The sequence below is a fragment of the Legionella waltersii genome (assembly GCF_001468085.1).
Lineage (GTDB): Bacteria > Pseudomonadota > Gammaproteobacteria > Legionellales > Legionellaceae > Legionella > Legionella waltersii.
In genome coordinates this window covers 307036-327749 of record NZ_LNZB01000051.1, presented here as the reverse complement: position 1 = coordinate 327749, position 20714 = coordinate 307036, and the positions used below count along the sequence as shown (strand labels likewise).

The following is a 20714-nucleotide window of genomic DNA, read 5'->3' as shown; positions in this document are numbered from 1 at the left end:
CTATCACTTAGCTCTTGATTTCGAAGTTGTAAATGTTAAGGCCGGATTTACTGCGCCATTAAAGTCAATGATTGCATCACGCCCCAAAAGCAATGGATATATAAATCGCTTTCTATTGGTTAAATTCACTTGTATTGCCCGCACTTTATCGCCTAGTTTCACATTGAGTAATACAACAGGGCGTTTCATAGGAGTTGACTTTAATAATCCGGGGTTTGCCTCACTTTCACGAACCTTAATTTTCACCTTACCGATGTACTCCCCTTCAAAGGTAAAATCACCCTGCTTAGTCGGAACAGTAAAACGCAAATAGGGAATACCCTTTTTTTCAATTTGTATAATATTCACTGCATGCAGCGAAGCTGATTTGGCCCCTGTATCCAGCTTTGCTGATAGAGCCAATTTGTGATCAATCAAAGTCACTTTCTCAACGTAACCATAAACTTGGGCTTCACTTTTTGCCATAAGAGCTCCCGTCATCATTGACATAATAAAAAAGAGAGCAAGTGTTGATCTCATTTAATCCTCATTTCAGGAGTAATATTTTAGTGCAATATCCTAACAGGTTTAAACCTTTAGTCACAGTACACGAGTCATTTTTGGGGTTAATTTTTTTCACTTCAATTTGTCATTTTCTTAATTCGATGTGATATGATACCAAATTCCATCCAAGATCTGTATCCTTTTGATTCAGGGTGAAAATTAAATTGACATGAAGATCAATAATACATAGAATAGCGCGCATTCTTATCTAATGCCCATCAAGAGCAGAAATGGCTCAAGTGAGTGATGATAAACCGCCCCTAAAGCATAAAGAATTAGTTTTCATTCTAGCAATTGCTGGACGAATCGACGCGCAAGCAAGATTACTCGCCAAAGAACTTGATAAAGATCAATACGTTTACTACACCTATGCTGTAATTGACTCGCTAAGCTCGTCCTACACCATGTTCAAATATTTCTTTGACGTGTTTATATCAACCAACAACACCGATTTGATGCACGAGGTTCTTTGTTCACCTGTCGGAATGCTTACAGTTGCTCTTGAGTCACTCTTTTTAGTTTCCTATTCCTTCTTTGCCTTTAAATATGACAGTGAAAAGGAAGATAATTTCAAAAAATTCATTGCAACTTCCTGGCCCTATTTCAGAGATGTCATGAAGGGCTTAAAAAATGCCTACAAGGGCTGGCGAGCTGCTGTTGTTGCCTATAGCTTAATCTCTGGTCTCGACACAAAATATTTGATAGTCCCAGTGGGTTTGGTGCTCGGAGTACTTTCTGCGGCAAATCGTTTTTGGATTCGGGGGATGTTAGAAGCCCGGAAACAGATGATGATTTCTAATGCTGCGCTGTTGACTGAGATAAAAAAACTCTCTTCGTTAACTCATGAAGAACATGAAGAATATTTAAAACGCATTCAATACCAATCCCTTGATACTCGCAGAGGAGCTTTACTCTCTGCCGCAGCCGGTGGACTGATTGATGGATTATACTTGTACGTTGGAGTATTAAGCCTAGCCACACTGGCACCACCTACCTTAACAATCATGGCGACAATATGTGTTTTTTATACGATTTCTACCATCATCACGAGACTCTATGAAGAATATGATTTTCAGTTGAAACTATTAATCACTCACTCTAAATGCAAGCTAGCTTTAACCAGTAAAGAATTGGAAACCTGTTATGCCAATTTATTAGGACTAAAATCTCAAGAGCATAAATCCCGCAAAGATCTTCTAGAAATTGCTCGTCTTGAAAGGGAATTAAAAGGTTTAATGAATCAGTTTGAAGAACAGCGTAAAATTTTATCCGAGCAATTAAACCGTGGATATTACTCCTCATTCTTGTTGGGCTTAAAAAATGGGTTATATGCCTATGGGGCACTAGCAAGTCTTATGTTTTTTGTTGGAAGTGCAATTGCTTTAGCAGGCATTGCTTTCCCCCCTGCATTGCTTATTGCCTGTGTCAGCTTAGGATTAATTATCATTGCTGGTTTTTTAGCTGAGGCCATCATTAGTGATCACTGGAATTCAAAGAATCCCCCTCCCCAAAAAGAGGAACACCTGTATCAAAATATTCTTGTGTTGAAAGATGAACTCGAACACGGTTTAGATTCAACACTCCCTTCCAAAGAAGAATTTAAAAAGGCCATCAACGATGGCCTAGATATTAAACCCGCACATCAATATTTCTACCAAGAATGGTTTGAAGTGTTTCGCTCGCTATTTTCTGGTTTTGGTAAAGGACAAAAATTTGTAAGTTTTGCAGGTAACTCCTTTCAGGAAATGGATGATCAAGGACATTATCATGATACCTTCATCATGAACTGTCTGGCAGTAGTCAGTGGCCTGTTTTTTGGAGCAGTACTTGCTCTCAGGGCCTTAGCTAGGGGGCTTGGAAGGCAGCAATTAGGCCAGGTAAGCTTAGTATCAGAAAGTGAATCCCCTTCCCCACCTCCTCCCAAAGAACAAACAAATAAACAACCCACTACTTCACCTGCACCCAAACCTAAACCTACAAAATCAACCTTTTCAAACCCCCATGCAGACACCCTATTTAGAGTGAAATCTGCCAAAGGCCCAGTGGATAAAACCCTACCGTTTCATCGCTCCACCAGTGTACCAGCCCTCCATCAAGGGGATTCTAGTGAGGAAGAGGATGATATAATTCTGGGTTTAAATTAGGATCATTATACATTTTAAATTGATGATATACTCTAAACGTGCGTGTTTCTGTTCTAACATCGTCAAACAATTGTTTCAGGCACAAAGAGAGTTGATTTAATTGTTGATAAATGACTTCTAACTTCATCGCACAGTTAGCCCTATGTTCATCTGACGCCTCTGTACGATTTGCCTGTAACTCCATGTGGTAGGACTTTAAAGACAAAATGGAAAGACGATCGATAATCATTCCAGGAGACTCTGAGTTCACGGGGCAATTCGCAGGCGAGGCTGGTTTTAACGACATGTACAGCCACTCATCCATTGCTTCCATCCGATTGTTTCTTTGTTGATTGCAAGCATCTATTTCTCTCTTTGCATGATAGACAAACTCAAACCCCATATCCTCACGCCGAGCTCTGTCTTCAGCATGCCATAATTTAAAATTAAACGCATGGTTCTCCTCCACCAATCGAAGAAATGCTTCCTTTTGATAGGTAACCCCTTGAGCTTTCCAGTGCACTATTGATTGTTTATGGAGATCAGTAATGATCAATGGATCAATTGTTTCTTGCATTCTAGTTTCCACCACGTTTAGTTTGGCAATAGTTTAACTCGATGCAAGCATTTATTGAACTATTTACTGCATTCAGATAGGCTAGGTATTTATTACGCAACTGGATCAAGACACAATCAGATCACTTTTATCAACAACAGGAATGATAAACTGATTCAATCATGCTAAAAACCTCGTCTTTAAAACATAATTTTTTTAATCGAACGAACTCATCGATACCTGAATTATCTTTTACGGAAGAGGAATTTAATTTATCCCTGTTGAGTTTAGAGTTTTCCACGCTGTATGAGCTCTTCTTGTCCAATAAAGAACGATTGCAAGCAAACAATGGAATGGTTTTGTATTTGAATTTTCTGTGCAATTATTTGATTTCATACTATCAAACAGATTACGTTGCTGAAAATTTAAACCAACTTTTGATGAAGAAAAACGAACTGGATCGTTTTATTGAAGAACAATCCATTCAAAACAAAAGGAATAAAAGGGAACCTCTTGAAGCAAACTGCAAAGCGCAACCCAAGAAAAGCTCCGACGAATTTATTCATTCTTTTGTAAGCAGTTCGAAAATTCGCAAACATCTGTCAAGCTTTATCAGTAATCGTTCGTACTGGAATTACAGCCGCGCACTTTCAAATCATGTGATCAACTATCTGCAGAAAATAGGAGCTGTTGATTCCTTAAAGGAAATTAATGAGCTGTTTGGTCTCAATTACTCACCAGAAGAACTAACAGCCCTATTAGACAAACCTCAAATAGCTCTTCGACTTTTAGGATTTATTTTGTATGGTCTACGATTCGCATTAAATCTGCTTATCATGACCAAACACGTTGTTCTCGCTGCACTGAATCCCAAATTATCCAGCAAAAAAGTATTGGTTCAAGAAGTAGAAAAACGAAGCTACACCATGAGCACTGATCTATTTTGGGGGACGGTTAATTTATTTAACTTTTTTGGTCCACATTGGGGAATAGATGCATTTCTACTCGCAAAAGTTAATTTGTTTTTTTTGATGATTGATATTGCCCTATTTTTTGTCCTGTGGCATATCGAAAATAGCCAATACCAATTCTGTGTGAATGAATTGCTGTTGCAGAAGCATGAAGCAACCTCTTCTCTAGAGCGTGCTATCATTGAGCGACAGATTGATATTCTTAATGATCAAAAAGAAATTCAACAAAATTACTATCTTTTTAATATCGCAGCAGCCAATGTGTTTGTGTTGGCTTTTGCAGCGTCATTAATAGTATCAGGCCCCCTCACTTTAATTGGTTTAGCCGCCGCAAGCATGCTGGGAAATGCCATGTACAATACTGCTGAAGAGTATAAACAGTATAGACGCTCTATTGCTGATCTTAAGCGCGAAACACTGAATGGAACCCTAGTGGCGGATGACTATCATGATGTGTTAATGCAGAATTTACGTGTGGAGCAAGCAGCAGCCCAAACTAAGTTTTGGAAAAATCTAATGTTTAACACTGGTTTCACTGCTCTTATTATCACAGCAGCTGCAGTGTCTTGGCCAATTGCACTCAGTCTAACTCTTGTTTACATTGGCTGCAAAACAAACAATGAGGATCGATGGCAGCCAAAACAATCAGAATCGAAACCTGAGCACTTGAATATTTACCGTTTGTTTAATGCCAATAGCACAAACAAACCACCAAGAGCAGAAGAAGCAGTGTCTTTGCCCTTATCGATAACTGAGTAATCAGTAAGAACTCAAGGTTGAGACAAGAATTCATGTTAATGAGTGAAGCGGAAGTCGTGATCACTTATTGGCTAAAATACGCATTGTATATATTCATGTAACTCCCATCATTTTCCATGTTTAAAAGAGCCTGATTAATTTGTTTAATTAAATCAGCGTTTGTCGTTAATGCAAACATCGCATACCCTTCGCCAATAGTAAATTTATTGCCAACTGTTTTAAAGTTATTCACCATGTTGCTGATGATGAATGAGGCGGAGCGTTGGTTGATAATCACCGCATCAATCTGTTTATTCAATAAAGCGGTACCCATATCAGCAGCTACATTATACTCTTTTAAATTAAACATATTTGCGTATTTGGAGTTGGAAAGGTTATCGTAGAACGTATAGCGCAACACGCCCACGTTTTTCCCGTCAAGGTCTTCAACTTTATTAAAATTGCTTGATCTTAATGTAAGTATCTGCGCCTCACTCGGCAAATAGGGCAAGCTAAAAATGTGTTTATCGCCTGTATTAGTATGGATTGGAACAGGAGCAGAGATAACATCCACTTCTCCACTATCAAGTTTAGGAATCAACTGAACAAGTGGTAATCCTATAATTTTGCATTGAATGTTCAGATGATCACAAATACCGTTGGTAAGATCCACATTAAACCCGAAGAACTCCTTTCCATCTCCAGAAGGACTAGAGAAAGGAGGTGCATTATTTACCACTCCGAAAATGATGGGCCGTCCATAAGCAACTAGATTAGTAGTAAAAACTATTAAAAACATGATTATTTTCATGTTTAAAATCCTTTTTGGTTGTACTTAAAATCTAGGAGCAATGAGCTGATTTGTCAAATATATCATCACATTGACCACATAAAAACCCATCATTCGTTAACCATGGGATGTTCCACACCCTTACGGTGCAGCTCAGTTGGGATGCAATTCAGGAGGAAACCATCCAACTTGCTCGAAGGTATATTGCAAATTAAACGGATCAAGGTATAGTAAAATTGTTGTTTGTTTAGGATTTATTCAGGATATTCTAGGGAAACGTTGTAATGAAGTTGCTGATAGCCTCCATAAAGGAATACATGCATCAAATCTCAATAAAGGAAGTACTCTCTTTATTATCAATCTATTTGACTAGACCAGAAACAGCGACAAATGACGCCCGTGATGAAAAGCCCTTGGCCGATATACTAAACACCTATCAACAGGCTTGGCCCCTATTGATGACCTTAAAGGAACAGGGGGCATCGCAATTAATTCATGTCCTTGAAAACGCAGAGCCTACCTCATTAAAAGCATTTAACTCACTCACAATAGGTACTGAGCTCAATGAAGTGGTAAAACCATTTTTAATTGAGAATCATTACGAATTATCCTCTTTTGATCGTTCCAGAGTCATTCAATTACTCAGTCAGCACGATTTACAAAAATGGCTTGATTCATTTTTAAATGCATTCATTGAAGAATCTTCCCAGTTTTTTTCAGCTCAGATTCTTCTAGATTGCTTTATCCCTCATGATAAAAACAGCTATCGAATGAAGGATCTCACCAATCTACTTTCTACAAGTTCTCTTGAGATTACACCTGAGTGCTTAAGTGTTCTTATTAACTACTATGAAGGTTTATCGGAGCCCCTTTCTCCAGAAATCAGTGCGCAAATCGATCAGCTATTGGAGTATTTTTTCAGAAATTCTAGTATCGAAAAACAAGTTCGGTGGATCAGAAGCCTCAGTAAAGAATCCTTATTAAAACTCATTGACCGCTTTTTAGTGCCATTCGATGAACAACATGAGCTGGCGCTACAACTTATCCCATTGCTATGCTCTGAATGGATTGTTGCTAATCCAAATTACTTAAAGGAAATAAGGCTAAAACTAGAATCGAGCACATTAGCATCTGATCCCTCCTTTGAGCTAGCCTACAAAGCACTAACAAGTGCTGAAAAGCACTCCCATGAAAGCGCACTAAATACCTCAATTGCTACTTTATTAAATTCACCAAAGTTTGTTAGCACGACTTCCCCGGAAAAACTGCGCCAATTATCAAACCGATACCGGCTATTTTGTTTAACCTTAAGTGCAAAAGAATTTGCCAACTCTGAATTTTTCAACTCTTTATCCCCATTTTTTACTGAACTGAATGAGCAGCTACGTCAGATTGAAACAGCTCTTTCCGTACAAGATAGGAACACTACTGGAATACTAAGTGATAAGGCTAATCTCATGGTGTTTAGATCAAATGAAAGTTTATTTGCTCTATTAAAAAATCTTGAGTTACAATGCCTCAATCCAGGCCAGCTTGATGCTCGTATTGCCAAACAAGCATTAACCTCACTGTATCATTTATACTGTCAGGACTCGCAATGCATCCGCCATGATCTTTATTTAAGGATCATTGATCATTTCTATTCAAACTCATTGATCAACAAATACACACAGCCTCCCCAAAAACCTCTGATGATCAGATGGTTAGAGAAGCTACTCTTGGCAGCAAGAAAACCTGTTGAAGTATTAGCCCACACTCATGAATATTGCCTATATAACTCTGAAGGCAGAGCCGTGGCTTATCTCACCGAAGACAATCAGGCTTTTACCTTTAGAAATGGGGCTTTACTTGAATTCAATCCATCTCCAACAACGGATGGTACAAATCGATTTTACGATAGGGACGGAGAAGTCCTTGGATATTTCCTTAAAACTGGACAATTTGTGTATTATAACGACTTCAGCAAAAGGATCTTAGTTTACATTCTTAACGGAATTTCAGAATGGGAGTTAAGTAAGTACCCAGAAAGCTTTGACCTGCTTCTCCGTCAAAGCCTCTATGATTCATCCATCTCAAAGGTGTACAAAGAACAGGTATCCCGAAGAAACCCAAATGTACTCCCTTGGCTGGAAAGGCAATTAACGAGAGTATTAACTCAACAAGGCCCATTCCCTATTCAATCGGTCAAATCATTATTTAGTGTGTTGCGAGAGGAGTATGCCTTTGAACTTCTCGGACTTATTAGAGATAGACAGGTTGCACTAGAGTTGCTTGACAGCCTATTATTGAACAAAGTTTGGAGAAAACATTTACTGTTAAGTCTTTACGCAAGCGACGTTCATCAATTTCTAAAAATACACGATCCCGTAGTTTGTCTCGCATACTGTTTATTAAACCATTATAAATCTCCATGGATTTTTGATCTGATTAATCGCTTTACTTTTTATGGGAACAAAACTGATCAACCCTATTTATTCTTGGAGGCCTTGTCATTGGTTGCACAGCAAGCTGCTCATGACCCAGCAAAAACGAAAGCACTTCATTTACTCTTGCTAAAAATAATCAAATCCGATTCAGGCATCGCTTTGCTTATGAAAGAGATAAACACCTATGAAATAAATAAGGAATCAAAACAAGACCCAACACCAGAGATCATTCATTTCTTTAACAAGAATCACCTCATAGCGGCATTAAAGTTAATCCATAAGACAGCTGATCTAGAATACAGCAAGCAATATCAGTTTATAGTGTATCTATTGGCCAATAACCATGATGCGTTGTTTCAATCCGGCAGTGGCGATCATGAAATGCGCAATTTATTTACTGCCAAAGAAATAGCACTCTTAATTGAGTTTACAAATCGCCAATTAAATAGTGAATCAACCAATACCACCAATTCACTTATTGGAAATCGCATCCTCGGAGATTTATTATTCCGCTCCGCTAGAAAAGGGATCATTTCTTTATTCTATTCAAACAACCGGTTTAATCCAGCAATGACTAGAAAAGCCATACTCATGCCTTATTTTAAAAGCTTACTGTATAAATTTTGGTTGCCGGAAGAAATAAAACAAAACCTACCTCACACACGAACATGGACAGAAGATACCCGAAAAGTTGAGGTTCAATTAAAAGAATGTCCGCTGCTCTTTGATTTGTTTCAATTAAGCAAACAAATTTGGAATAAGGCTGATTTAAAACAACTACCAATCATCTGTGTGTTTCTTTTAAGTTATCAAGGAGAAAAGGGAACCCTGTTGCAATTACTCAACGACTACATTCATTATTTCCAAGATAAAAAGTTGTATATCTATACATTGGGTAAACTCCTTACTATGTATCCGGGTCGCCAGGTTTCAGCGGTTATCTATGAAGCCTTAGAAAGAGCGATAGATAGAAACACAAGTCTATTGGATGCTAATCTATTCAATACCATGGCCATTTATCGTGGCAAGCAATCCAACTCGCAAGATGACGACAAACTCAATCTACTCAAGATATGGGGGCAAAATAAGCAATACTCACTGGTGGAGGCAGCCTGTAATCTATTGATAATTAACGCTACTAAAAACAAATCGTTATACGTACGCATCAGGAATGAAGCCCGAGCAGAGCTCCTGCTCGAAACTTTTCAAGAAGGATTTCCTTTTAATGTCATTAAATACTTTTTGCGATTATGGCATTATGGATGGAGCCCTGAAAAAAATTGTACCCAAATCGTTAGATTCTGTGACGATGGTTTACCCACATCACATTATAACGCCACTCTATCGTGGATTGATTCGCCTGTAGACAATCATGAACAGTTATCTCTAGCAACATCCTTTACAAACAAGCATAAGCAATTTATTAATCTACTCAATACCATTGCAACTGGCCCAAGAACTTATGAAAAGTCACAAACGTTATCTGATAAACAACACGTATTTTTTGGGCGCTCCTGTACAGAGATTAATACCCCTGAAGTCAAACCTACAAGTAGCCAGGAACTTCCGATGTCTATATAATGGGTAAAAACACGTTGAGGAAAATAAATGAGATCCCTTTTCTCTTTATGCATATTGCTCTTTTCCAATGCATTGGTTGCCGAGACAATCATGCCCGATGGATGCCAAGGTCTTCAGGTACAAGGAGAAGCCGTAACCATAGTCGCCAAAAAGAGCAAATTAATACTAATACACAATACATCACAACATGATATCTGGATTACTCATCCTGTAAGTGATCCCGGAGCTAGCGCTGGATGGACAAGTAAAATATCAACAGGCAACTGGTCTGCGTTAGTCGTTGATAAGCCAAACTTTATTCTCAATTGCATTGAATCTACACCTGGACATGAGCAACAAACTCCATGTGAAGGAGCAATTGTAGCCTGTAAATGGAAGGGAGTGAAAATTCCTACTAGTAATCAAGGCACTTTTTGGGCCGGTGAAGACATGTCTTTATCAGGGCTAAAAACTGCTTTGGGTGGTCGTGGTTTTGTTATACCCAATAAGTAGTTAAATGCGATGGTGATCAGTGAGTAGAAAATCTAAAGACCCTTATTATAAAAGGGAAAGCGAAAAATACGCGGAACCCATTCCCAGTCGAGAATACATCCTGCAAATTCTTGATGAGTATGGAAAACCTATGTCTCGCCATAAATTGCTGGATAAATTGCGTTTGCATTCTGACAGCGAACAAGAGTCGCTGGGATTTCGTTTACGCGCCATGTTGCGTGATGGGCAAATCATGCAAGATCGCAGAGGTCGTTTTTGCCTCCTGCAAAAAATTAATTTGCAAAGAGGAACCGTTCAAGGACATCCAGATGGATATGGTTTCTTTATTCCAGATGATGGCAAAGAAGACATGGTGCTCTCTGCCAAAGAAATGAAAGAGGTTATGCATGGTGATGTTGTATTAGCCTTCCAGACTGGGCTAGACCGCCGAGGAAGACCTGAAGCGAAAATTCACGAAGTTCTTGAGCATGCAAATGCAACCGTTGTTGGCCGTTTTTTTACTGAGCATGGTATTGGCTTCGTTATTCCTGATAGTAAAAGACTCACTCAAGACATATCAATCCCGCCTGAATTTTACAGTGACGCTAAAAACGGACAAATGGTATTGGTTGAGTTAATTGCCTTTCCAAATAAACGCTCCAAAGCCATTGGAAGAATCATGCATGTTTTAGGGGAGCACATGGCCCCTGGCATGGAAATACAAGTTGCTATTCATGCTCATGGAATTCCTTTCGAATGGCCAGAAGATGTTCTTGTTGAAGTGGCTAAAATTCCTCAAAAAATCGAAGAGCATCAACTAAAAGGGCGCACTGATTTAAGAAATCTTCCGTTTGTAACAATTGATGGTGAAGATGCAAAAGATTTTGATGATGCAGTCTATTGCTACGAGAAGCCCAAAGGCGGCTTTCAGTTGTACGTTGCGATTGCGGACGTTAGTTTTTATGTTGCAAAAAATTCCGCTCTTGATAAAGAAGCTGCGCGACGAGGAAATTCGGTCTACTTTCCAGGCAAAGTGGTCCCAATGCTACCTGAGGCCCTCTCGAATGGGTTATGCTCTTTAAATCCGCATGTTGACAGACTATGTATGGTGGCTGAATTGTCGATTAGTCCCGAAGGAAAAATCGCTCGTTCACGTTTTTACAGGGCAGTGATTCATTCTCATGCTCGCTTAACTTATACGAAAGTTGGACAATGGCTACAAGATGGCAAAACCGATGAACAACATGAGAAACTATGGCCTGCATTACAATCGCTCTATGCACTTTATAAAGTCCTATTAGATACACGCAAACTCCGTGGAGCAATGGATTTCGAGACAACAGAAACCAAAATAGAGTTCGATGAAAACAAAAAAATAAGATGCATCGTTCCAGTCATTCGCAATGATGCGCATAAATTAATTGAAGAGTGCATGCTTGCAGCCAATGTAGCAACGGCGCGTTTTCTTGAAAAAGCTGAAATTCCAACTCTGTATAGAGTTCACGCTGCGCCTGAAGAAGACAAGGTCACTGCATTGCGACAATTTTTAGGTGAAATGGGTTTGCAATTAACCGGAGGCAAAAAACCAGGGCCCAAAGATTTTCAACGCACCATGAACATGATTGGAGACAGGCCTGAAAAGCACCTCATTGAAACCGTCATGCTGCGGTCATTGAAACAGGCCATGTATGTTGAAGCCAATGAAGGGCATTTTGGACTTGCCTATTCCGCATATACTCATTTTACCTCTCCTATACGAAGATACCCAGACTTGCTGATCCATCGTGCAATAGGACATTTGTTAGATAACCATCCGGTCTATGAGTTTGAGTACAGTCATGACGACATGAATCGTCTTGGAAAGCATTCATCCATGACCGAAAGGCGTGCCGACGAAGCCACAAGAGAAGTAGTAGCTTGGCTCAAATGCGAGTACATGCAAGATAAATTAGGCCAAGTATTCAAAGGACGCATATCAGCGGTGACAAGCTTTGGCATATTTGTTGAATTGGATGACATCTACGTTGAAGGGTTAGTACACGTAACTTCATTAAAGAATGACTACTACAATTTCGACCCCATTAAACATCGTCTCATTGGTGCAAGAGGCGGTCAAGTCTATCACCTAGGAGATAAGATGACCGTGATGGTGGCCAAGGTTGATTTAGACGAGCGTAAAATCGATTTTGAACCCGTGGAGGATGAAGCTCCACATGACTGATCATCTTATTTATGGCGTTCATGCAGTAAATGCCGTACTAAATAACCCACACAGAGCCATTAAAAAGCTCTATATTAATCAAGAGCGAATGGATAAACGGCTACAAGACTTGTTAGCTAAAGCTGAAAAAGCTCACCTTGATATTGAAAAGCTAAGTGTCCAAAAAATGAATCAACGTTTTGCCGAATATTCTCATCAAGGTGTTGTTGCACTGGCAGCTCCTTTACCTGATTATGGAGAAGCAGATCTGCTTTCCCTTTTAGAGTCTTGCAAAAAACCGGCTTTAATATTAATTCTAGATGGAATTACTGACCCTCATAATTTAGGCGCCTGCTTGCGAACTGCAGATGCTACAGGGGTCGATTTTGTCGTCATTCCCAAAGATAAAAATGCAAGCATTACTCCCGTAGTGAGTAAGGTAGCTTGTGGAGCTTCTGAGTCCATTCCCTTGGTGAAAGTAACTAATTTAGTGAGAGCTATGGAGCTTTTAAAACAACAGGGAATCTGGATTTATGGAGCAGCTGGAGAAGCGACCAACTCTTTATATCAAGTAGATTGCACCGGTAACGTGGCCATTGCCATGGGGGCAGAAGGAGAAGGGTTAAGACGATTAACTCGAGAGCATTGTGATGGACTATACTCTTTGCCAATGATAGGAACCGTAGAAAGCTTAAATGTATCCGTTGCTACGGGGGTTTCCTTGTATGAAATAATCCGCCAAAGAGGAATAAATAGTGAATGAATTAAAAATACAGGCGGCTAAAGCAGCCCTAGCTTTTATCGAAGAAGACAGTATTATCGGTGTTGGCACCGGATCAACCGTCAATTGTTTTATCAAAGAATTAGCAGCAATTAAACAAAAAATAGAGGCTTGTGTAGCAAGCTCTATTGCCACTGAAAAATTGCTTCGAGAAATAGGCATTCCGGTTGTTGACCTAAATTCAGTACCCGATTTGCCGATTTATATCGATGGGGCTGATGAGGTTACTGAGCAAGGAGAGATGATTAAAGGCGGCGGTGGTGCACTAACTCGTGAAAAAATTGTAGCGAGTGTGGCTCAACAGTTTATTTGCATCGTCGATCAATCAAAGGTGGTAAAACGCTTAGGAGAGTTTCCTATTGCAGTTGAAGTCATTCCAATGGCTCGTAGCTATGTTGCCCGAGAAATAGTAAAACTAGGCGGGGATCCGCAATACAGAGAAGGATTTACCACGGACAATGGCAACATTATTCTCGATGTATTTAATATGAATTTAATGCCTCTCACCCTCTTAGAGGATAAAATGAATGTCATTCCGGGAGTTGTTGAAAATGGCTTATTCGCGAAGCGTATCGCTGATAAAGTTCTCGTCGCCTCACCAGAGGGTATAATAAATTTGAAATAAGTAAGGTTTTATCGAATGGAAGATCACAAGGTTTTTGTTAATCGCATTCTCAATATGAAGAAAATCAAACTCATCGGTTTGGATATGGATCACACGTTGATTCGCTATCACACTAAGAATTTTGAATCCTTGGTTTATGATCTGATTAAAGAACGCCTAGTTGAGCATTTTAGCTACCCTGAAGAAACGAAAGCGTTTAAATTCAACTTCGATGATGCCATTCGCGGTTTAGTGATCGACACCAAGAATGGAAACATTCTGAAACTTAGCCGTTATGGAGCAATTCGACAAAGTTACCACGGCACAAAGCAAATCAGCTTTAGTGATCAACAATCAATTTATCGCAGTATCTATGTTGATTTAAGCGATTCGAATTACATGGCGATAGACACGTCGTTCTCGATTGCTTTTTGTGTTCTTTATGGGCAATTGGTGGATTTAAAACAGAAGTACAATCATGAAATGCCTAATTTCCAAACCATTGCCCATAACGTGCAATATTGTGTGGATAAGGTACACTCTGATGGCTCCTTAAAAAACATAATCATCAAAAACCTCGATAAATACGTCATTAGAGAAAAGGCTGTTGTTGACGGATTAAAACATTTTATCCGCCACGGTAAGAAAATTTTTATATTAACCAATTCCGAATACTCCTACTCAAAACTGCTTCTGGATTACGCGCTATCGCCATTTTTGAGCAAAAATGAATCTTGGCAAGATTTATTTCAATTTGTAATTACTTTAGCGTATAAGCCCCGATTCTTTTATGACAATTTACGATTTTTATCCATTAACCCAGAAAATGGCACCATGTGTAATGTCAATGGTCCAATAACTCCAGGAGTTTATCAGGGGGGAAATGCCAAAAAATTCACCGAGGATTTAGGCGTTGGAGGGGACGAGATATTGTACATCGGGGATCACATCTATGGAGACATTTTGCGATTGAAAAAAGATTGCAATTGGCGAACGGCTCTGGTCGTAGAGGAACTTGGTGAAGAGATAAGTGCACAAACTAAAGCCTTGCCTACTGAGAAAAAAATTGTCGAGGCCATGGCCATTAAAAAAGAGCTTGAGCAACAATACATAACCCTTTGCACGCGCAGCATTGATGAAGACTCCGAACAATATGACAAAGAGATCCAAGCATTACAAGCCCAAATTTCAACTGTAGATACTAAAATAGCAAAGCTACTCACCGAACAAAGTCGTTTTTACAACCCCAAATGGGAGCGGGTGTTTCGAGCTGGAGCAGAAGAAAGCTATTTTGCTTACCAAGTTGATCGATTTGCCTGTATCTACATGGAAAAACTATCCGATTTATTAGAACACTCCCCCATGACCTACTTCAGAGCGAATAGGCGACTACTGGCTCATGATTTGGATGTATGAAAATCACAGTGGCATTTTTAGGCTTAATTGGCTATAATATGCCCAGTTTTGAATTGGGAGTAAACAATGGGTCCAACACAATTGCTTCGCTTAATTGGTGCAACAAAAAAAGAGTCTTACACAGAGGTACAACAAAAATATCAGACTTACCTAGAGAGTGTAAAATTACAAGAAAAATTAAAGAAAAAGGGGGCAATAGATACCCTAGCACACATGGATGTACAAGTTCAAAATACCAGAGTAACCTCAGAAGAAATCCAAGCCGCATGGAAAGAAATAGATTCTGAGCTTAAATTTAATCGATTTAGAAGTCTTTCAGTTAAAGCTACTGCTAAATCAACAGGCGAAAAGCCACCTGTTACACAGCAGGATGCGCCAAAACCATTATTACAGTCTATCGAAGAACAAGCGTCACCCCAAAAACATCAAGCAGAAGTAACACATACCCGGAAAGAAAGACCCTCCAGAAAACCAACCACAGATAGTGGCGTTGCGGTTTCAACCGAAAGTGTGCAGCAAAGCACGCCAATGGCCAATAAAAGCACTCGAGTTGTGACAAACAGACAGGCTCAACCAAGTACGGAACACCCTTCCTCCGTCACCAAGCCCAAAACTGGCCTTGAACCAGTAAGACGATCGAAACACGTAACGTTTCAAATAGCAACCTTGAATGAGTCGTTGATTGGAGCCATAAAAAATTACAAAAACTACCACCTAAATACAGGCGTTATTGATAATCGAGGGCAAGGAGCAGGTATTTTTAGTTTTTTCCGCCATGGTAAAACAGGGCTACAGAGAGCAGATGAACTATTGCAGTCATTAAGAAACAAAGACGAAAGCACAACACTTATCCTGATTGCTGAGTTTATGAGCAAGCAAACGGCCTACCATCACCATTCGCTCACCTCCTATTTAGCCGATGCATTGGCAGACAATGGTCTTATTACTGCCCATAAAGGTCAGAGATACAGTAAAGAGGACGTGGTTACTCAACTTTCCAGCACTCCCACACTTCACTTGTAAAAATTGAACACGTGGGTATTCTGAGTTTATCCGCGCTCTGACCGTCGCGACTCGCTTGAGCAAACTACAAATCCAAGCAGCGACTGTCAGGGAGCGGGCAATGAGAATTTCTTGTATAGCTAAACAATATTTATGCAAAATCCCTTTAAACAATACAGCAATCCAGTTAACATTAAACGACATCCTCTTTGATAAGTAGATATGCGAACAACAAGCTTCCTTGATAAATTTTTAGGCGAAGTCGATGGCGCACTGCGTACTTTATTGCCACCCCAACAAAGAAGATCCTTAAGGCTATCTCCTGCACGAAACATAGATGATACCGAGCTAACCACGAAGGAAAAGCGCCATATAGCAGGTCTTATGCGTGTCAATCATTCGGGAGAGGTTTGTGCCCAGGCGCTTTACCAAGGACAAGCACTTACGGCCAACTTGTCTCATGTAAAACAGAAAATGTCAGAGGCCGCTGCAGAAGAAATTGACCACCTAGCTTGGTGTGAAACTCGACTGAAAGAATTAGACAGCACTCCCAGCCTATTAAACCCCTTATGGTATATCGGGTCTCTATGCTTGGGAGCCCTTGCTGGACTAGCTGGAGATAAAATAAGCCTTGGATTTGTCGTGGAGACCGAAAAACAGGTCAGTAATCATCTGCAGACACACCTAGACAACCTGCCTGAAAAGGACATAAAGACAAAAGCAATACTCAAACAAATGAAGGAAGATGAAGAGTATCATGCGAACACAGCACTGGATGCCGGGGCAGTGGAACTACCTGCGGCAATTAAACAACTAATGAGCATTGTATCAAAATTGATGACCAGGAGTAGTTATTACATTTAATTAGGACGCAACTTATAATGGATTACAACACAATATTCATCCTCTTTGTCATATTCATTGCGTTTGTGTTTGACTTTATTAACGGATTCCATGATGCAGCAAACTCTATTGCTACTATCGTTACGACTGGCGTGCTTACTCCTAGGCAGGCTGTTGTGTGGGCCGCTTTCTTTAACTTTATTGCCTTTTTAATATTTAACCTAACGGTCGCTAAAACCATTGGTAGTGGGCTGATAGACACTCAGTTAGTCGATACCTTTTTCATTTTAGCTGCTCTTATGGGTGCAATATTATGGAACTTAATCACATGGTATTTCGGAATACCATCCAGCTCTTCGCATGCTCTCATTGGCGGTTTAGCAGGAGCAGCCTTGGCAAAAGGAGGTCTTGGCTCACTCAAAGCAGCCGGTTTCGCTAAAGTAGCTGTAGGAATTTTTGTCTCTCCTATTTTAGGTCTCATCATTGGTTTATTCATTTCACATCTTCTGTCTCGCCTACTTAAATATCGTAAAGAGGAAGAGCTAGAAGTCATGTTTAAGGGATTTCAGCTCATATCCTCGGCACTACTCAGCATCACTCATGGAGGCAATGACGCTCAAAAAACGATGGGTATTATTGCTATTTTGTTGTTTTCCGCATCCTGGCTAGATGGTGAATTCTATGTGCCATTCTGGGTTGTCATTTCATGCCAAGCAGTGATCAGTCTTGGTACCCTTGCAGGAGGATGGAGAATTGTTCACACAATGGGGACTAAAATAACAAAATTAAATACGATGAAAGGCTGTGCGGCAGAAACAGGTGCTGCTATCACCATTTTTGCAGCAACCGAGGGTGGTGTACCAGTTTCTACCACCCATACCGTTACCGGATCGATCGCAGGAGCAGGATTAATTAGTGGTATAGAGTCTGCTCATTGGAAAGTTCTCAGGAGAATATTCTACTCTTGGATGCTAACAATCCCTGCAGCCGGCCTAGTGGCCGCTGCAATTATTATTATCTAAGATTGAGTTTTTGTTGATACATCAGCATTTAACGTGCTATTAGTACGTCCAAAGGCAAAATAAATAATCATACCCACAGCCATCCATATTAGAAAGCGAATCAAGGTTACTAGAGGTAAGTTAATCACCAAATACAAACAGCTAAGAATACCCAATATCGGGATGTAGGGCATTAGGGGTGTTTTAAATGGCCTTTCCATGTCTGGAAAAGTATAGCGCATATACAGCACGCCTCCGCAAACCAGAATGAATGCAAATAGAGTCCCTATATTCACCAGTTCTGCTAAAGTGCCTATTGGGGCGACTGAAGCAAGAGAAGCCATAATAATACCACTGATCAAAATAATTCTTATGGGTGTATGTGTGTGTTCGTTCGTTTTGGACAACAGCCTAGGTAGAAGCCCATCACGAGACATCGCTAAAAATACTCTTGTTAGGCCATAAAAGAGAACCAGCATTACCGTCGTTAAGCCAGCAATAGCCCCTATTCCAACCAAACCAGCAACTGTTTTGTAACCAAGATTGAGCAATACATGGCTAATGGGTGATGGAACATTCATTGTTGAATAATGAGCGATCCCTGTGAGTAATAGGGACACCACCATATAGATAACTGTGCAAATTGCCAATGAGAAAATGATTCCTCTGGGCAAATCTTTTTGTGGATTTATAGCCTCCTCTGCCGCTGTGGATACAGCGTCAAAACCAATATAGGCAAAAAATATGATTGAAGCCCCTTTCATCACTCCGCTCCAACCAAAAGGCATGAATGTGGACCAATTTTCCAACTTAACTTCTCCAAAGGCCACAGCAATAAACACGAATATCACCAGTAACTTAATAAGTACCATCGCATTATTGAATCGAGAACTGGATTTCACTCCAATAATGAGCAATCCAGTCAAGATGGAGATAATACTGATTGCCAAGATATTAACATGCCCACCATCAAGTGGCCCATGAAGAAGGTCACTTGGAACATGAAGACCCAATGCGACTAAAAAATCATTAGCGTAACCACTCCATCCCACCGATACCGCTGCGACGGAAATTGAGTACTCTAATAACAAGTCCCAACCCACAATCCAAGCAATAAGCTCACCGAATCCTGCGTAAGCATAACCATAGGCGCTCCCACAGCCTCCAACACTTGCTGCAAGCTCGGCATATGACAGTGCCGCAAAAGCACAAGCAAACCCAGCAACCACGTACGAAAAAATAATGGATGGCCCTGTAAGGGTTGCAGCAACTATTCCTGTCAAAACGAAAATTCCGGCACCAATAATCGCGCCGACACCTAGAAACGTTAAATCAAATAAGGTTAGGCATTTAGTTAGGTGAGATTCATGTTCTAATGATCCTGTTACATCTTTTTTGCGAAACAAGTCCATGTTAGTATTCTCTCAGGTTTGCGGTTATTCTTCTTATTTCACTTAATTATGTTTTATAAATAAGCAGAATGCCAGTTAACACCCTATTAACACAACCTTAGTCAATTTAACTCTAACATTAAACAATGGTATTTAGATACTCCCATTATGACTAATATTTGCATGAGACGATTAATCTACCTCACTACCATGCTGTACTCATTCACGGCGGAAGCAGCTATTGACGCTTATGCAGAAAAATGCTCTAAATGGATTGGTTTCATGCAACCAGTGTGCCAACGCTTAAAACAAATTTGGTATGAAGGTCGTGATGAGCTCTACTTCTCAGGCTATGCTTGGCATAATCGGTACACGTACAGGGCAGAAAAAATTAAAACCTATAATGAAAGAGCCTGGGGTGGTGGTTTAGGAAAAGGATTATTCGATGAGAAAGGGAACTGGCATGGGCTCTATAGCATCGCTTTTCTGGATTCACACAGTCATATAGAGCCTGCAGTTGGGTATGCCTATTTAAAAGTAGCTAATCTAAGCAAGGATTTTAAAGCTGGACTTGGTTATTCCGTGTTAGTAACCTCTCGCGTGGATTATTTCAATGGCTTTCCATTTCCTGGAGCACTGCCATGGGTGTCACTGTACTATAAAAACACCACCCTTGCGGCCACCTATATCCCTGGCTCAGCAGGCGCTGGTAATGTGTTGTATATTCTCGGAAAAATTACTCTATAGATCATTAACAAGAGTCGTTGAAAACTCATTGAAAAATACTTTTCCCCTTGATAGTCTCAGTGTTGTTTTTTTACTGACGTCAAGGAGAAGTCTAATGATGTATAAGTCAAAATTGATTGTATTGCTCAGTTCTGTGTTGTGGGCTACTGCCTCTTTAGCAGGCCATGCTAAACCCGAGGCCTGTCCAAGCATCAACTCTATTCAAGCCGAAGGCGTTTCTATGTCTTCTGAGATAGTTCAGGGAGTCTATTTAACTTACAATCTTAATCACTACAACACGAGCTATAATTGGGTATTCATTGTTGGACCCATTTTAGCCGAAGATGACGACAACGCGATTGTTGAAGGCAATAAATCGTTAAGCATGATGTCCGGAAATCCTAATCCAGAAGATGATGGCGATGGTAATTGGATTTGCGAATACACCATGAATTCAGAGGATATGGCCGCTTTTGCTGTAGAAGCAGATGATATGATCTCACCTTTAAAAATGACTCGATATTTTAGAAAAGGACGTTGATTTTTGTGTT

General features: G+C 40.0%; 17 protein-coding genes. 13 read left to right on the top strand and 4 right to left on the bottom strand.

Annotated features, from left to right (window positions below):
* Window positions 1-3: 3 nt before the first annotated feature.
* On the bottom strand, window positions 4-519 hold the full coding sequence (locus tag Lwal_RS11210) for an ATP-dependent zinc protease family protein (protein ID WP_058480882.1): 516 nt from the start codon (window positions 517-519) through the stop codon (window positions 4-6).
* A 254-nt stretch (window positions 520-773) separates the two neighbouring features.
* On the opposite strand from Lwal_RS11210, the gene Lwal_RS11205 reads away from it, so the two are divergent.
* The gene (locus tag Lwal_RS11205) at window positions 774-2687 is read left to right on the top strand and encodes a hypothetical protein (RefSeq protein WP_058480881.1); all 1914 of its coding nucleotides are present in this window, start codon (window positions 774-776) and stop codon (window positions 2685-2687) included.
* Here the strand turns inward: Lwal_RS11205 and Lwal_RS11200 are convergent.
* The gene (locus Lwal_RS11200) at window positions 2647-3243 is read right to left on the bottom strand and encodes a DUF4254 domain-containing protein (protein ID WP_058480880.1); all 597 of its coding nucleotides are present in this window, start codon (window positions 3241-3243) and stop codon (window positions 2647-2649) included. The two genes, Lwal_RS11205 and Lwal_RS11200, sit on opposite strands and share 41 nt — an antisense overlap.
* 161 nt (window positions 3244-3404) lie before the next feature.
* Here Lwal_RS11200 and Lwal_RS11195 point away from each other — a divergent pair, with 161 nt between their 5' ends.
* Window positions 3405-4952, top strand: coding sequence for a hypothetical protein (locus Lwal_RS11195; protein WP_058480879.1), 1548 nt, complete (start codon window positions 3405-3407; stop codon window positions 4950-4952).
* A gap of 64 nt (window positions 4953-5016) precedes the next feature.
* On the opposite strand, the gene Lwal_RS11190 is transcribed toward Lwal_RS11195, so the two are convergent.
* Window positions 5017-5742: a transporter substrate-binding domain-containing protein gene (locus tag Lwal_RS11190; RefSeq protein WP_058480878.1), complete on the bottom strand. Its 726-nt coding sequence runs from the start codon at window positions 5740-5742 to the stop codon at window positions 5017-5019.
* A gap of 263 nt (window positions 5743-6005) precedes the next feature.
* Between Lwal_RS11190 and Lwal_RS11185 the strand changes: the two genes are divergently transcribed.
* The 9 genes from Lwal_RS11185 to Lwal_RS11145 all read left to right on the top strand — a co-directional run bounded on the left by Lwal_RS11185 (window position 6006) and on the right by Lwal_RS11145 (window position 18067).
* On the top strand, window positions 6006-9728 hold the full coding sequence (locus Lwal_RS11185; protein WP_058480877.1) for a hypothetical protein: 3723 nt from the start codon (window positions 6006-6008) through the stop codon (window positions 9726-9728).
* A gap of 27 nt (window positions 9729-9755) precedes the next feature.
* On the top strand, window positions 9756-10220 hold the full coding sequence (locus Lwal_RS11180) for a hypothetical protein (protein ID WP_058480876.1): 465 nt from the start codon (window positions 9756-9758) through the stop codon (window positions 10218-10220).
* Window positions 10221-10239: 19 nt separating this feature from the next.
* A complete protein-coding gene (gene rnr / locus Lwal_RS11175; protein ID WP_058480875.1) occupies window positions 10240-12420 on the top strand; it encodes a ribonuclease R in 2181 nt (726 codons plus the stop codon).
* On the top strand, window positions 12413-13162 hold the full coding sequence (gene rlmB / locus Lwal_RS11170; protein ID WP_058480874.1) for a 23S rRNA (guanosine(2251)-2'-O)-methyltransferase RlmB: 750 nt from the start codon (window positions 12413-12415) through the stop codon (window positions 13160-13162). Before rnr ends, rlmB begins: the two co-directional genes overlap by 8 nt.
* Complete coding sequence (gene rpiA, locus Lwal_RS11165; protein WP_058480873.1) at window positions 13155-13805, top strand: ribose-5-phosphate isomerase RpiA; 651 nt, start codon at window positions 13155-13157, stop codon at window positions 13803-13805. Before rlmB ends, rpiA begins: the two co-directional genes overlap by 8 nt.
* A gap of 15 nt (window positions 13806-13820) precedes the next feature.
* Complete coding sequence (locus Lwal_RS11160; protein ID WP_058480872.1) at window positions 13821-15200, top strand: HAD-IG family 5'-nucleotidase; 1380 nt, start codon at window positions 13821-13823, stop codon at window positions 15198-15200.
* A gap of 66 nt (window positions 15201-15266) precedes the next feature.
* Window positions 15267-16223, top strand: a complete 957-nt coding sequence (locus Lwal_RS11155) for a hypothetical protein (protein ID WP_058480871.1) — start codon at window positions 15267-15269, stop codon at window positions 16221-16223.
* A 201-nt stretch (window positions 16224-16424) separates the two neighbouring features.
* Window positions 16425-17066 (top strand): 2-polyprenyl-3-methyl-6-methoxy-1,4-benzoquinone monooxygenase, encoded by a 642-nt coding sequence (gene coq7, locus Lwal_RS11150; protein WP_058480870.1) that lies wholly within the window; start codon window positions 16425-16427, stop codon window positions 17064-17066.
* A gap of 17 nt (window positions 17067-17083) precedes the next feature.
* Window positions 17084-18067: an inorganic phosphate transporter gene (locus Lwal_RS11145; protein ID WP_058480869.1), complete on the top strand. Its 984-nt coding sequence runs from the start codon at window positions 17084-17086 to the stop codon at window positions 18065-18067.
* Here the strand turns inward: Lwal_RS11145 and Lwal_RS11140 are convergent.
* Window positions 18064-19458, bottom strand: coding sequence for an amino acid permease (locus tag Lwal_RS11140; protein ID WP_058480868.1), 1395 nt, complete (start codon window positions 19456-19458; stop codon window positions 18064-18066). The two genes, Lwal_RS11145 and Lwal_RS11140, sit on opposite strands and share 4 nt — an antisense overlap.
* Window positions 19459-19620: 162 nt before the next feature.
* Here Lwal_RS11140 and pagP point away from each other — a divergent pair, with 162 nt between their 5' ends.
* Both pagP and Lwal_RS11130 read left to right on the top strand, forming a co-directional pair.
* Window positions 19621-20184, top strand: coding sequence for a lipid IV(A) palmitoyltransferase PagP (pagP, locus tag Lwal_RS11135; protein ID WP_058480867.1), 564 nt, complete (start codon window positions 19621-19623; stop codon window positions 20182-20184).
* Window positions 20185-20278: 94 nt separating this feature from the next.
* Window positions 20279-20704 carry a DUF4949 domain-containing protein gene (locus Lwal_RS11130; RefSeq protein WP_058480866.1) on the top strand — a complete coding sequence of 142 codons (426 nt, stop codon included), beginning with the start codon at window positions 20279-20281 and terminating at the stop codon, window positions 20702-20704.
* The last annotated feature ends 10 nt before the right edge of the window (window positions 20705-20714 follow it).